We start from the raw sequence: 15,121 nt of genomic DNA on the forward strand, positions 1-15,121 counted from the left end.
AGTGTCAGCTGTCAGTGTTCGTTTTAACTATTTGGTGTGTAGTATCTAGTGGGGTTAAATGCCATATGTCATCACAATATTGACCAATCGTTCTGTCACTAGAAAATAAGCCACTGGCCGCGGTATTTAAAATACTCATTTGAGTCCAGTAGGTTTGATCAGCGTACGCTTTATCCACTTCACGCTGCGCTGAAATGTAACTGGCAAAGTCATGTGCAGTTAGCCACGCATCGTCTTTGCTTTTAATGCAGTTAATCACATCATCAAATAAGCCTGGTTCAAATAGATTAAAATGACCACTTTCGAGGAGATGCATCACGTTATTTAGATCTGGATTATTCGCAATAATTTCACTGGGATTATAATGCGCTTTAATTTCGTCAATATGCTCGGCTTGTGCGCCAAATAAGAAGAAGTTTTCAGCTCCTACTGCATCGCGGATTTCAATATTCGCGCCATCTAACGTGCCTATTGTGAGCGCACCATTCATCATAAACTTCATGTTGCCGGTACCGGATGCTTCTTTACCTGCTGTAGAAACTTGCTCCGACAAATCTGTTGCAGGACATATAGTTTCCATGGCGGTCACATTGTAATTTGGTAAAAAGGCAACTCTTAAAAACATCGATACTTCAGGGTCTTTGTTGATCACCTCAGCAACATTATTAATCAGTTTAATAATTTTCTTCGCCATCATATAACCAGGTGCGGCTTTACCTCCGAGTAATACACACCGAGGTACCATGCCTTGTGTATCGCCACGACGAATGCGGTCGTATAAATGAATAACATGTAGCACATTGAGTAACTGGCGCTTATATTCATGAATACGCTTTACCTGCACATCAAATAGCATATTTACGTCAAACTCAACGCCACACTTTTGCTTTACTAAATCGACTAAACGCTGCTTGTTTTGCCGTTTTGCCTGCTGCCATGTTACGTGCAATTGAGGATCATCATAAAAACGACGTAATTGGCTAATTTTTGCAAAGTCGCCTACCCAGTCTTTTCCTATTTTCTCGCTAATAATATGGCTCAGACCCGGATTACAATAAGCAAGCCAACGCCTTGGTGTCACCCCATTGGTTTTGTTATTAAACTTTTCAGGCCATAATGAGTAAAAATCTTTAAACAAACCCGCAGTTAATAACTGGGTATGCAGTGCGGCTACGCCATTGACTGAATAACTACCAACAATGGCTAAAAAAGCCATGCGAATTTGCGGCTCTTCGCCCTCTTCAATTAATGATAAGTCTCGTTGCTTTTGCACATCACCCGGCCAATGCCTTGCAACCTCTGCTAAGAAACGGGCATTAATTTCAAAAATAATTTCTAAAATACGTGGTAATAATTTAGCAAATAATGCCACTGACCATTTTTCTAATGCCTCCGGCAATAAAGTGTGATTTGTATAAGCCATGGTTTTGGTTGTGATGTTCCATGCCTGATCCCAGTCGAGTTCATGGTCGTCAACTAAAATTCGCATCAGCTCTGCCACGGCAATACTAGGATGAGTGTCGTTAAGCTGAAAAACATGATGCTGAGCAAAGTCAGTAAAATCATCCCCATATTGTTCAATCCACTGGCTGAGTACATCTTGAATGCTTGCCGATGATAAAAAGTATTGCTGGCGTAATCGCAATTCTTTACCATTTTCACTGCTGTCGTTAGGGTACAACACCATGGTTATTTGCTCTGCAAGATTCTTTTGTGCTACCGCTTCTGAATAGCTACCGGCATTAAATTCGGCTAAATTAAATTCATCGGTCGCTTCAGACTTCCAAAGCCTGAGGGTATTAACAATATTATTTTTATAGCCCGGAATGGGGACATCATAAGGAACCGCTAACACATCTTGGGAGCTCACCCACTGGCGATGTTCACGGCCAAATTTATCGGTATAACTTTGTACATAACCCGAGAACTTAACCCGTTTAGCTTGCTCTGGTGCACTCAATTCCCAAGGATGCCCTTCGCGAAGCCAGTTATCCGGTTGCTCAACCTGGTTACCTTCTTTTATTGATTGATTAAACATGCCGTATTCATAGCGAATTCCATACCCCACTACAGGCAGCGCTAAACTCGCGCAACTATCTAAAAAACATGCAGCTAGACGCCCTAAGCCACCATTACCTAAGCCGGCATCATGCTCTGCTTGTTCTACATTTTCCAACTCAGTACAGTAAGCTTGCAGTGCTGTACTTACCTGCGCTTCTAAATCAAGGTTGAGTACCGCATTACCCAGTGCTCTACCCATTAAAAATTCTAGCGATAAATATGCTGTTTTACGGCGTTTATGTTGTTTAATTTGCTTATTAGTGTCTCTGCAACGCGCAACGAGTCTATCTCTTATCGTCAGCGCCAATGCATGATACAAATACAACTGCGACTCTCCCACCACATCACGCCCTAAGGTGTAATAAAAGTGGCGAGTTAAATCATCACTTAAGGTACTTTCATCAATCAACGGGCCTTCTTGCCAGCTTTTTACCACACACACTTGCTTGTCTTGCTTAGTCATAATCATCGCCTTCTAAATTGGCACTAAAAACCCAACTACTTTGTGCTGAAATATTCACGGTTGCATCTTCTTCAACAACAGATGATGCGTTATTTACGCTTGATAACACTAACGTCCAAGGCCTGATAATGGGAGATTGTGGTAATTGGCAGAGCACAGGCTGTTTACTGGCGTTTAAAATAATTAATAACCCATGCTTATTTTGCTTATCAAGCAAGCTATACATTAAAAATTGTCGCGTATCTTCATGCCAATGTGTTTCATCCATTTCTTTACCTTGCTCGGTAAACCACTTAACGGTGAAACGTTCATCTATATCATCTAAAAATACACTGTGTTTGAACGCGCTGTGACCGCGCCTAATTTTTAACGCATCATCTATAAACTGAATTAAGCAATGGTTTAGCTGTGAGTCTTTCCATGCAAGCCAGCTGGTACGATTATTCTGGCAATAAGCGTTATTATTACCGCCTTGGGAGTGGGCCATTTCACTGCCTGAGGCTATCATTGGCACCCCTTTAGAGAGCAGTAAGGTAAGTAAAAAGTTTTTTTGTTGTTGTAGGCGCAAGCCCATTATTTCAGGATCGCTACTAAATCCCTCAACTCCGCAATTAAACGAATAATTAGCGCTGTGGCCATCTTGATTGTTTTCACCATTTGCTTGGTTATGTTTGTGCTCATAACTGACTAAATCGGCAAGGGTAAAACCATCATGACTGGTAATAAAATTAATACTATTAAGCGGGCCACGATTACTGTGTTCAAAAATATCAAAGGAGCCATGTAAACGCTTGGCAACATCACTAATAATGCCTTTTTCGCTTTGCCAAAAACGTTTAATCACATCACGGTATTGATCGTTCCACTCACGCCAAGGAGCAGGAAAAGCACCTAACTGATACCCACCAGGGCCTATATCCCACGGCTCACTGATCAGTTTTACTTTATTTAATATAGGATCTTGTGCAACGGCCTGTAAAAACGTGTGAGAAGCACTAAAGCCGGTACTTGAACGCCCTAAAATGGTTGCTAAGTCAAATCGAAAACCATCCACTCCCATAACTTCCACCCAATACCGCAAGCTATCAAGAACCAGTTGCAAAGTTTTTGGATGGTCAATATTTAAGGTGTTACCACAGCCGGTATCATTTATGTATACATTAGGTTGCCCAGTAATAGTGCGATAATAAGTAAGGTTATCGAAGCCACGTAAAGACAATATCGGTCCATCACTGCCCCCCTCGGCAGTATGGTTGTATACAACATCTAAAATAACTTCAATATTGGCGCGATGTAATTCGCTGACCATCTGTTTAAATTCGTTTATATCGTCATTAACCAAATAGTCTTTATGGGGGGTAAAAAAATTGATGCTATTGTAGCCCCAGTAATTTTGTAGCCCTTTAGTAATTAAAAACTGTTCACTTATAAACGCATGTACAGGCAAAAGCTCAATAGCTGTCACCCCTAAACTTTTTAGATGCTCAATAAAACACGGATGGCTTAAGCCTAAAAACGTACCTTGCTGTGCTTTTGGAATACCTGGATGACGACAGGTAGCGCCCTTTACATGGCATTCATAAATAACCGTATTAGCCCAGCTGTGATCAGGCTTTTTATTGATATATGAAACAGATGTAGTCACTTTAGATTTAGGGATATCTATTGCATTATTAACCACGCTTTTAGTGCCTATCGGCATTTGCCCGTAATGGCGCTCGCTCCAAGTAAACTCGTTAAACAAGTCTTTTGCATACGGGTCAATCAGTAATTTATGTTCATTAAATAACATACCTTTTTCATGGTTATACTCACCATCAACCCTAAAGCCATATAATGCGCCAGCGCTCAGTGGTGCAACGTGAATACTCCACACTCCGCCTTCGTTAATATTCATAGCTATTTTTAATATTTCTGTATGGCCACTTTTATCAAATAAACAAACAAATGCTTGGCTTGCATTAGGGGCGTATAAGGCAAAGTTGACACCGTTGCTTTGTACAGTCGAGCCTAGAGGCAAAGGTGCACCATGGGTAACCTCAAAGCAATTACTCATCATTCACCTTTTGTAAGTAGACCGTGGTTAAGCCACCCATGTGCAATGTAATACTGTGATCAAAGCCATGATTTGGTTGATTAATTGAATGTATTAGTTGGCTTGGCTCATCAGTGACATTAATACCGGAGCCAAAAAAACATGACTCATCAGTATTTAATTTCACCTTATAACTGCCTTTAGCAGGCACGCCTAAAATAAAATGTTGATAAGCAGTAGGGGTAAAATTAGCGACAATAACCATAAAATCGTCAGCACTTTTAGCATAACGAATAAAGCTAAATATACTTTGCTGACTGTTATCATTATCTATCCATGAAAAACCAGTAGCACAGCTATCAAGCTCATAAAGTGCTGGATGGGCTTGGTACACATGATTAAGGCGTTTAACCGTATCTTGAATACCTTGGTGACTTTGATGCTCAAGCAAGTGCCAATCTATTGAATGATCATGATCCCACTCTTTTCGCTGTGCTATTTCGGCGCCCATAAACAGAAGTTTTTTTCCTGGATGCGCCCACATAAACGCATAATATGCCCGTAAATTAGCAAACTGTTGCCAATCGTCACCAGGCATTTTGTTTAGTAGTGAACCTTTGCCGTGAACGACTTCATCATGACTCAGTGGTAAAATGTAATTTTCACTAAAAGCATACACCATAGAAAATGTCATTTTATGATGATGGTATTTCCTAAATAGTGAGTCTTGCTGCATGTAATGCAAACTGTCATTCATCCAGCCCATATTCCATTTGTAACCAAAGCCCAAACCATTATGCTCAACGCTTTGCGTTACTCCGGGCCACGCCGTTGACTCCTCAGCCACCATCATAATACCGGGATTATTCTTATAACTGCGCATGTTTACTTGTTTAAGGCACTCAATTGCCCCTAAGTTTTCTCTGCCGCCGTAACAATTAGCTACCCATTGCCCTTCTTTTCGGCTGTAATCAAGATACAACATAGATGCCACTGCATCCACTCGCAGTCCATCAATACCAAATTGACTAAGCCAATACATCGCATTCGATATTAAAAAGCTTTTAACTTCAGGGCGATCGTAATTATAAATATAGGTATTCCAATCAGGGTGAAACCCTTGACGCATATCAGCATGTTCATATAAATGGGTGCCATCAAAACAATGTAACCCATGAGGATCGCTTGGAAAGTGCCCCGGCACCCAATCGAGTAAAATACCGATATTGGCTTTATGGCATTGCTCAACTAAGTATTTAAAGCTGTTGTAATCACCAAAACGACTTGTTGGTGCAAACAAGCCTACCGGCTGATACCCCCATGAGCCATCAAACGGGTATTCACTAATAGGCATAAGTTGTAAGTGAGTAAACCCCATATCAGTCACGTAACTTACAAGCTTATCTGCCAGCTCGCCGTAGTTTAAATAACGATTATGTTCAGCGCGTTGCCAAGAACCTAAGTGCACTTCATAAATACTAATAGCGGCATCAATATGATTACGCTTTTGCCTATTTTTGATCGCTTGTTCACTAAGCGTAATAGAGGTGGGTTTGTATTGTAAAATGCTTGCTGTACCTGGCGCTTGCTGCATTTTAAAGGCAAATGGATCGGCTTTATCTAAAACTTCACCACTGAGTGTGGTGATAGCAAATTTGTAACACATCTCGGCGCACAGCCCCGGGATAAATAACTCCCATACTCCACTGGCAGGATGAAACCGCATGAAGTGACGATTGGCCTGCCAAAAGTTAAATTCGCCAATCACTGAAACACTGGCAGCGTTTGGTGCCCATACACAAAAACGAACACCGTCTACGCCCTGTTGAGTCATAAATTGCGCGCCTAAGTGCGCATAGGCATGCTCAAGACTCCCTTCGTTAAACAGGTACATCGCTTGCTCATCAAGCGTACTACTGAAGCTGTATTCATCGTAAAAGGTAATATTATTGCTTTCATAACTAACTTGGCATTGGTAAATACTGCTTGGCATACTTGATAGCTCAGCTATAAATAAATCACTTTGTTTATAGCGCAATGCAGTAATTGTTTGATCACCAATTAACAATTCAACCTGCAGTGCTGCTGGCAAATACACTCGAATTTCTATGCCGCTTTGTGTACTATGCGCTCCTAAAAAGCTAAACGGGTCTTTAAAGCGTCCTGCTGCGAGCGCAGTAACTTGTGCGTCATAATCAGCCAAAGGCGCTGATTTCATATTTTTTATACTGCCCATTTACCCATTCCTCATTGAATGTATTGCAGTCAAAAGTGATGCATTATCAGTAAAAATATCCTCGCACGTATGTGTTAACACCCGTCTCCAATTGGGATACTCTTTATCTGTACCCGGAATGTTAACTGGGTAGCATTGTTTGTCTAAGTCATCAATCTGTAGGGCAAATAATCGCGATGGTGACTTTGCTAAACACAAAGCCAGCGCGCTATAAATCGCAAAAGCATCAGTGTTTAATGACATATCAGAATGTGTGTCGTGTGTATTAATAAAACCAAGTAGCCGCTGTTGTTCTTGTTGCCGTTGCTGCACGAGCTGCTGATGTTCAACGGCATCAATCAATTGATACTGTTGTTTGAGATTCAAATCACTATGCTGCCACCAGCCAACAAATGGCGGTACGTCATGATTGGCAATCATCAGCAGGCATTGTTCGCTAAGATCATCACGATTAACAAATTCATCATTTTGTTGTTTTTCGAAATAAAATAAACTGTTTGAAAAAATTCCACTGCTCACCAGCGCTTCTTTTACTTCAGGTGGCACAACACCTAAATCTTCGCCTATCACGACAGCCTGATTAAGGTGTGATTCAATTTTCAAAATAGCTAACAAGTGCTCGAATGGATAGTAAACATAGCAACCATCTTGGCTGTTATTATTGTTAAAGCACCACCATAAACGTCTAATTGCCATCACATGATCAATACGTAATCCACCCACAGCATTCATATTGGCGCGTATAAGTGAGCGGTAAAAGTAATAGTTATTGTCAGCAAGGCGCTGAGGATTTATTGCTGGCAAACCCCAATTTTGGCCACTTTCAGCCCAAGGATCTGGTGGAGCTCCCACAGTCGCATTTTGGCTAAACAACGCTTGCTGGTTTTTAAATTCACTGCCCTCTTTGGCACAGCCAACTGCTAAGTCGTTAATCAAACCAATCGCCATTCCTTGGTCGATACAATGTTGTTGGCATCGTGCGAGTTGGCTGTGTGCCTGCCATTGCAGGTAATGGTCGAATGTCGGCTGCGTAGTTTCTAGCATAGCAAGTACATCACGGTGCTGTTTACAAAATGCAGTAAATTCATCTTGCCTTGCTTGATTGCCCTGCTGTTGAAAGTGCGCATAAAGCAGTTTAAAGGCATTATATTTCTGCTCAGTAACCGTTTTATAATTAATAAAGGTTATATCTTGCTCGCTATGCGACGTTAAACAACAAGAGGATAAGTAATCATCTAAAGTGGGGTTGTTAATACTATCGGGCGATAAGTTAATTGCTATATACAATGGATTGAGTAACGCGCGGTTACTGGGGTTATAGGGACTGGCGCACTCTGGGTTATCTGCAAATAATAAGTGCAGAGGATTAAGTAAAATATAATCCATTTTTTGTTTTGCACATAACGTGGTTAATTCAAGTAAATCATTAAAATCACCAATTCCCATTCCGGCTTGGTTTTTTAATGTATATAACTGAATTGATAAGCCAAGGCGTTTACTATCGGCAATTTGATAAACTTGTTTAGGGATAGACCAAATTTGTGTAGTTGCCGATTGCGCTCCCATACTCAGCAAAGCATCATAATAACCCGTAGGTAAATGGGTAAGTGGTAACGCTATTTCAATATAACGGCAGTCCTTAAAAAAATACTCGCCTAATGGCGCATAGTCAGCTATTTGCTCAAATTGTAGTTTTATATTTAATGCAGGTATATTAAGCGTAATTTTATGGTGCGCGTCGGCTTCTTTAATACGTACTTTAAGCACATTGCTAGGCTGTTTTACTAAGCTAACAGCCGGTGCAAGCGTTAACCAAGTGGCCGCATCTAATTGATAATTTAACTGAGCTATTTGTGTTGCATCACTGGTGTCAACGCCACAGCACTGCAAGGCTAACTTGCGCGTTTGTTCACTAAAAATAACGTGTTCACCAGAATATTTAGTGTACTCATAGCCTATTCCATGCAAATAAAATGATTGCGATAGTGCGTCCATTCACCAACCTTAATTAATGCGTTGAGTATTTACTATACTATTTTCTGAACCAAAATTATTGGCCTGATAGCCATCAGCCTGATGGTCGTTGTCCCACTGCTTACCATTAATCAAGTAACGGAAGTGAAACTCTTTATCAACAGGCAAACGCTGTTTACATTTAAACACACCCAATTTTTTATTTAATTTCATTGGCACTGGCTGCCAATCATTAAACTCCCCAAGCAAACAGACATCTTCAGCATCAGGATGAGAAAATTCAAACGTAACTTCTGCTTCGTTTTTTGTCTTAAAAAAGCGTTTATTCAACATAATAGGCTCCAACTAAACCATAAGGGTTATTAATCTTTGCCACAGGCCAAACAGCTTAAATAGGCGATGTGGAATCCATTCATTCACATAAAAACAAGCTTAAAGTTAAACAAAACTTTATTTACGCATTATTACAGTGCGTTATTTATTTTATCGCACTAGGTTGGTGCAGTTTTTAACCATTTAAACAGGTTTTTAGGTAAGCTCCTTTACCGAGCAATTTTTAAACCAACTACACTCAATTAAATAACTTTTAAAACAATACACTCATAATCATTTTTATTACCGCATTATGGTTAAAAACCTTTAGCTTAGCGGCATCATCAGCGATAATAATTATCCACCTAGCCAATGCGATGAATATTTAAAGACTATGATTAAAAAAAGCATTTTTATTACCTCTGTTATTGTTTTTCTAACCATCATCGCTGTTGTGGGTAGTTCAATTTATACACTATATAGTAAAAAGCTTGTCTCTGTAGATCCAAAGTTAAAAGAAATTTCAGGTATAGAATTTGATAAATATAAACGTCTATGGGCTATTAATGACAGCGGTGACGAACCTAAGCTTTATAGACTCAATGATGATGGTTCTATCGCTAAAGAAATTTTGGTGAGCAATGCAAAAAATATTGACTGGGAGGACATGACGCAAAATAAATTTGGTCATTTTTTCTTAGGGGACTTTGGCAATAATAAAAATGAACGTAAATGGCTAACCATTTATAAAATAGAAAACCCCATTGATATCAAAACAAATACCACCGAAGCCGAGATAATTAAGTTTACCTACCCGGAATTAGACGGCAGCCCAATAAAGCCAGAGCAACGTAACTACGACTTAGAAGCTTTTGTGGCTTTTGGTCGGCATTTATATTTATTTACTAAAAATCGCACAGAGCCCTTTGATGGTATTACCAATGTTTACAAGGTAGGCGACCATGCAGCAAATTTTGACGCCCAGCTAATAGACTCATTTAGAACCTGCACCACTATGGAAAAGTTATGCTGGATCACCTCAGCGGCGCTCAGTCCAAATAGAAAAAAACTTGCACTACTAGATTCAACCAGTATTTGGCTGTTTGAAGATTTCAAAGGGGATAAATTTTTCTCTGGCGATGTGTCTAAAATTGATCTCGGCATTGTGACCCAAAAAGAAGCGATCACGTTTTATGATAACAATACAATTGCCTTTACCGATGAGGAATTTAAAGGCATTGGCGGTAATGTTTATTTTTTAAAGCTCGACCAAGTTACTAAAGTTAAAGTCAAACGAAGTCATACTCAAGCTAAGTAAGTTAAAATAAATCTATTTCTGAATCATTTTCTTGTACTTTGATTAGCTGTTCAGCAATTAAATCTTCGTAGATACAAAATTTATCTCGGCCATTATTTTTAGCGTAATATAGTGCTTTATCAGCGTTCTCTATTACAGTGATTGGAAAATCATAAGGGCTAATACGTGCTAAACCAGCACTGACCGTCATATTTCCAATAAAAGGAAACGATGTATTTCTGACGAGCTGTAAAAATTCTGCCATTTTATTACTTATAGAGTCTGCCTCGGTAGGCTCAAAAACAATCACAAATTCTTCTCCACCAAAGCGAAAAATCAAATCGGTTGAACGAAAAAAATGACGCATATTTTGCGCTAATATCAGTAGCACTTCATCGCCACAGATATGACCATACTTGTCGTTTATATTTTTAAAGTGATCAATGTCTAAAATAGCCAACCAAGATGTAGATGCGTATTTTTGCAGCCTTTTACCCTCACCCCGGGATAAACTGTGTACTTTCAATACTTGTTTTTCAATCAGTTGCTTTATTTTTTTCTCAAAGGTTTGTCTATTTAATAGACCTGTTAATTTATCTCTTTCATTTTCATGAAGAATGACTAAATAGTTTTCAAAAATACGACAAAAAGCATTCAACATCACTTGAGATGGACTATCTAGGCTGTTTGAAACCACTGAAATTGCGGCAACTGTTTTTTCTTGGCGGGTAATAGGTAACCAACGGCGCTCAATGCCATCTGTTGATTGCACAGTGATAATGCAAGCAGAACGTAAGCAAGATAGAAGTTCATCCTCAGGGTGTGTAACAATTTGTCGTTGTTGCCACTCAAATTGTTTTTCACCAGTAATTTTTAAACAAAGACTTTGCTCAATAGTAAGCTGGCCCTGAACTTCTACATCTTTGTAAACTGAGACTTCTTTACAGCCAATAAACTCTTGGATGGTCGATATCAAACTGTATTCAAGAGAATCTACATCTCTATTTTTAGTTATTTTGATGACTGAATTGAGTAAATTTTCTTGCATTGTACTCCCTAAAGCAAACTGGGCGTTAACAACTAATAAAATTCAGCATAGACCACGCCGTGGAATATGCTAGGTTTTATTAATGCCTGCCAGCTCAGGGAGATTTTTATTACTAATCTTAAATAAAGGAAACCTAACTATTAGTCATGCAATTTATAAATTTTTCAGATACCAGCGTTATAGCCACTTTATCAGTGTACATAACCTCACTATTTTTTGTAATAAAGTCAGCACACTGCGCTTGTGATTGTTTGAATTTTTGCTTGCATGAGTTTACTGACTCTCCAATGACTTCTTGATAAATACTTTCATCACATAAGCTATTGGCAAACTGACTCGCACCAGTAATAATCTCATCAATATTGATGGGAGAGGATTCTAGTTTGAAAAATATATCGCTGTAAGTTTCAACCGTTATATTATCGCTTGAGTCAAATAAAGTGGCCTTCGCACTTAAATATGAGCCACCTATTATTAATAAGGCTGCAGCAACTAGTGTTGTGTATTTCATAACATTTCCTTGTAATGTGTTTGAGCAGTTTTTCCAAAACACCCTGTTTTACATAGTAAAAAAAACTAAGGTTTATACATGTAATAAGTATATTTATCAGGTTTATTCAATACTTGGGGATTGTGGCAAACGAAGAGGCGAAGAGCCTATTGATTTGGTAAAAACAATCCTTGTTCCTAATAATAAGAAGATTACAATTAAGTAGGCTTAAATGCAAATAATTAATACTCACTGAATGGTGATAAACAATCAAATTAACGCTTAAATTTAGTTTCTAAAATAACCGATGAACGAGTACGCTCTACGCCATCGAGATTACCTATATCGTCAAGTAAATGGCTCAACTGCTCAAGGTTTTGAGCCTCAACAATGGCAATTAAATCAAACTCACCACTAATTGCATACAACTGAGATATAGCATCTATTTGCTTTAACTCTACGTTGGTTTTTGTCGTTAGCTTCTGCATAACCTTTATAGAGACGTGCGCAGAAACCAAGCTATTTAAAAAATCATCACCAAAGTCAACGCTATACCCTTTAATTACCCCACTTTGCTCCAACTTGAGCATACGGCTTTGCACTGTTGAGCGTGATAAATTTAAATGCCGAGCTAGATCAGAAATACTCGCTCGAGCGTTCATTTTTAATACTGATAGTAACTTTTCATCTTGGGGAGTTATCATAATGCTAATAAGTTTCGTTGATTTGACCATTATTCTAATCATTTTTCACAAAATAGCACTGCAAATTTAATTCATAACCTTTGATAATGACACTTTTAACAAGTAAAACGCATTGTATTGCTGAATAAGCCTGAGCTTAGCGTTATTTTTCAGCAACGTATTTTTTTATGTGATTAATTTAGGTGTAAAAATGCAAGTAACCAGAGATTTATTTAACGACGTAATGGTCCCTAACTACAACCCATCTGCAGTTATTCCGGTTCGTGGTGAAGGCTCACGCGTGTGGGATCAAAATAATAACGAATTTATCGATTTTGCCGGTGGTATTGCGGTTAATTGTTTAGGTCATTGCCACCCTGCATTAGTAGGCGCACTTAAAGAGCAAGGCGAGAAAATTTGGCACTTAGCAAATGTAATGACCAATGAGCCAGCACTTCGCTTAGCTAAAAAAATGGTTGATGCGACCTTTGCTGAAAAAGTTTACTTTGCAAACTCAGGAGCTGAAGCAAACGAAGCGGCTTTAAAATTAGCGCGTCGCTTTGCACTGGATAAATTTGGTGCTGAAAAATCTAAAATTATCGCTTTTAATAAAGGCTTTCATGGCCGTACTTTTTTCACTGTAACAGTGGGTGGCCAAGCCGCTTACTCTGATGGTTTTGGTCCAAAACCTGCTGATATTGTTCATTGTGATTACAATGATATTGCCGCTTTTGAAGCCTTAATTAGTGATGATACTTGTGCGGTAATGATGGAGCCATTACAAGGTGAAGGCGGTATTGTGCCACCAACCAATGAATTTGCACAAAAAGTACGTGAACTGTGTACTAAGCATAACGCACTGCTAATTTTTGATGAAGTGCAAACGGGTGTTGGCCGTACAGGTCACTTATACGCATACGAAGGCCTAGATGTTATTCCTGACATTTTAACCACGGCTAAAGCATTAGGTGGCGGTTTCCCAATTGGCGCGATGATCACCACTACTGACATTGCAGCTCACCTAAAAATAGGCACTCATGGTTCTACCTACGGTGGTAACCCATTAGCGTGTGCTGTAGCAGAAGCGGCTTTTGACACAGTAAATACCCCTGCGGTTTTAAATGGCGTAAAAGAACGTGAGCAAATGTTCCGTGATGGTCTAAATACTATTAACGAAAAATACCATGTATTTAGTGAAGTACGCGGTAAAGGCTTACTGATTGGTGCGGTATTAAATGAGAAGTTTGAAGGCCGTGCTCGCGACTTTTTAGTCGCAAGTGCTAACAACGGTTTAATGAATTTAGTCGCCGGAATGAACGTTATCCGCTTTACGCCTTCATTAGTGATCCCATTTGAAGATATTAAAGAAGGCTTAGCTCGCTTTGAAAAAGCAGTGAGCGAAGTTGTAAACGGTTAATCACTAAGTAAAACATATTAAGCCCTGAGATAAATGTTTACCTCAGGGCTTTATCGGAGCAAGTAATTAATGCAAGTACTACGTCCTATTACTGTCAATGATTTTGCAGCACTTAAAGAGATTGCCATTGAATCAGGCCATGGTTTTACCTCTTTACCTGTCGATGATGGGCAACTACAAGAAAAAATAGACCGTGCACAAAACAGCTTTACTAAAAACGTTGATAAGCCTATCGACGAAAGCTATTTATTTGTTTTAGAAGACAGTGACACTGGCAAAGTAATTGGTACTACCGCCATTGAAGCAGCCGTCGGCTTGTCTGTACCTTTGTACCATTACCATTTAGGTAAAACCGTCCATCATTCACCCACTTTAGGCGTTTACAATACCGTTGATATTTTAAGTATGTGTAATGACTACACTGGTTGCTCAGAAATATGTACTTTATTTTTACGTGAAGACAGCAGAAAAGGCTTAACAGGTCGATTTTTATCACGTTCACGCTTTTTATTTATGGCACAGCATAGTGAACGCTTTGCCGACACTGTAATTGCTGAAATGCGTGGCGTGAGTGATGACCAGGGGCACTCTCCATTTTGGCAATGGTTACAAGAACACTTTTTTAGTATTGAATTTCCACAAGCCGACCACTTAGTAGGCTTAGGCGATAAAGTATTTATTAGCGAGCTTATGCCCAAATACCCTATCTATGTAAACTTACTAAGTAAAAATGCACAAGCGGTGATTGGCCATGTCCATGATAAAACCAAGCCTGCACTTAAGTTACTTGAAAAAGAAGGGTTTGAACATCGTGGCTACGTTGATTTATTTGACGCAGGCCCCACGGTAGAGGCAAAGCTCGGTAATATTCGCAGTATTCGTGATTCACAGGTTTGCCCTATTACCATTGGTGAACTTGAACATATTAATGAGCAAAGCTCAGATACCCTTGCTATTTGTAATCAAGGAGTTAGCGACTTTAGAGCCACGTTCACTAAACACGCTCATTATAATCAAGCAAAGCACACCTTAGTTATCAGCCAAGAAGTAGCTGATGCACTTCATTTAAATCAAGGAGATGCAGCGCGATTTTTCCGCCTGTAAC

General features: G+C 39.3%; 11 protein-coding genes. 3 read left to right on the forward strand and 8 right to left on the reverse strand.

Annotated features, from left to right (window positions below):
• Positions 1-4 precede the first annotated feature (4 nt).
• From FLM47_RS17825 to FLM47_RS17845, 5 genes are read right to left on the reverse strand one after another with little or no spacing between them, the layout of a single operon-like run.
• Positions 5-2,524, reverse strand: a complete 2,520-nt coding sequence (locus tag FLM47_RS17825; RefSeq protein ID WP_178957167.1) for a glycogen/starch/alpha-glucan phosphorylase — start codon at positions 2,522-2,524, stop codon at positions 5-7.
• Positions 2,517-4,580, reverse strand: coding sequence for a glycogen debranching protein GlgX (gene glgX, locus FLM47_RS17830; protein WP_178957168.1), 2,064 nt, complete (start codon positions 4,578-4,580; stop codon positions 2,517-2,519). The genes FLM47_RS17825 and glgX overlap by 8 nt, the downstream gene beginning before the upstream one ends.
• Positions 4,573-6,795 carry a 1,4-alpha-glucan branching protein GlgB gene (gene glgB / locus FLM47_RS17835; RefSeq protein ID WP_178957169.1) on the reverse strand — a complete coding sequence of 741 codons (2,223 nt, stop codon included), beginning with the start codon at positions 6,793-6,795 and terminating at the stop codon, positions 4,573-4,575. Before glgB ends, glgX begins: the two co-directional genes overlap by 8 nt.
• The gene (gene malQ, locus FLM47_RS17840) at positions 6,796-8,790 is read right to left on the reverse strand and encodes a 4-alpha-glucanotransferase (RefSeq protein ID WP_178957170.1); all 1,995 of its coding nucleotides are present in this window, start codon (positions 8,788-8,790) and stop codon (positions 6,796-6,798) included. It abuts the gene before it with no gap.
• A gap of 9 nt (positions 8,791-8,799) precedes the next feature.
• Entirely contained in the window at positions 8,800-9,102 is a 303-nt protein-coding gene (locus FLM47_RS17845; protein WP_178957171.1) for an isoamylase early set domain-containing protein, read from the reverse strand.
• A 373-nt stretch (positions 9,103-9,475) separates the two neighbouring features.
• Between FLM47_RS17845 and FLM47_RS17850 the strand changes: the two genes are divergently transcribed.
• Positions 9,476-10,399 (forward strand): hypothetical protein, encoded by a 924-nt coding sequence (locus tag FLM47_RS17850; protein WP_178957172.1) that lies wholly within the window; start codon positions 9,476-9,478, stop codon positions 10,397-10,399.
• A gap of 1 nt (position 10,400) precedes the next feature.
• Here FLM47_RS17850 and FLM47_RS17855 read toward each other — a convergent pair whose 3' ends face one another.
• The 3 genes from FLM47_RS17855 to FLM47_RS17865 all read right to left on the reverse strand — a co-directional run bounded on the left by FLM47_RS17855 (position 10,401) and on the right by FLM47_RS17865 (position 12,620).
• The gene (locus tag FLM47_RS17855) at positions 10,401-11,426 is read right to left on the reverse strand and encodes a GGDEF domain-containing protein (protein WP_178957173.1); all 1,026 of its coding nucleotides are present in this window, start codon (positions 11,424-11,426) and stop codon (positions 10,401-10,403) included.
• A 133-nt stretch (positions 11,427-11,559) separates the two neighbouring features.
• A complete protein-coding gene (locus FLM47_RS17860) occupies positions 11,560-11,937 on the reverse strand; it encodes a hypothetical protein (RefSeq protein WP_178957174.1) in 378 nt (125 codons plus the stop codon).
• Positions 11,938-12,191: 254 nt separating this feature from the next.
• Positions 12,192-12,620, reverse strand: coding sequence for an Lrp/AsnC family transcriptional regulator (locus tag FLM47_RS17865; RefSeq protein ID WP_138608036.1), 429 nt, complete (start codon positions 12,618-12,620; stop codon positions 12,192-12,194).
• 190 nt (positions 12,621-12,810) lie between these two features.
• Between FLM47_RS17865 and FLM47_RS17870 the strand changes: the two genes are divergently transcribed.
• Together FLM47_RS17870 and astA are read left to right on the forward strand one after the other, a co-directional pair.
• Positions 12,811-14,016, forward strand: coding sequence for an aspartate aminotransferase family protein (locus FLM47_RS17870; RefSeq protein ID WP_178957175.1), 1,206 nt, complete (start codon positions 12,811-12,813; stop codon positions 14,014-14,016).
• Positions 14,017-14,085: 69 nt separating this feature from the next.
• Positions 14,086-15,120: an arginine N-succinyltransferase gene (gene astA / locus FLM47_RS17875; RefSeq protein ID WP_178957176.1), complete on the forward strand. Its 1,035-nt coding sequence runs from the start codon at positions 14,086-14,088 to the stop codon at positions 15,118-15,120.
• Position 15,121: the final 1 nt, after the last annotated feature.

Source organism: Pseudoalteromonas sp. Scap06 (assembly GCF_013394165.1).
Taxonomy (GTDB): Bacteria; Pseudomonadota; Gammaproteobacteria; order Enterobacterales; family Alteromonadaceae; genus Pseudoalteromonas.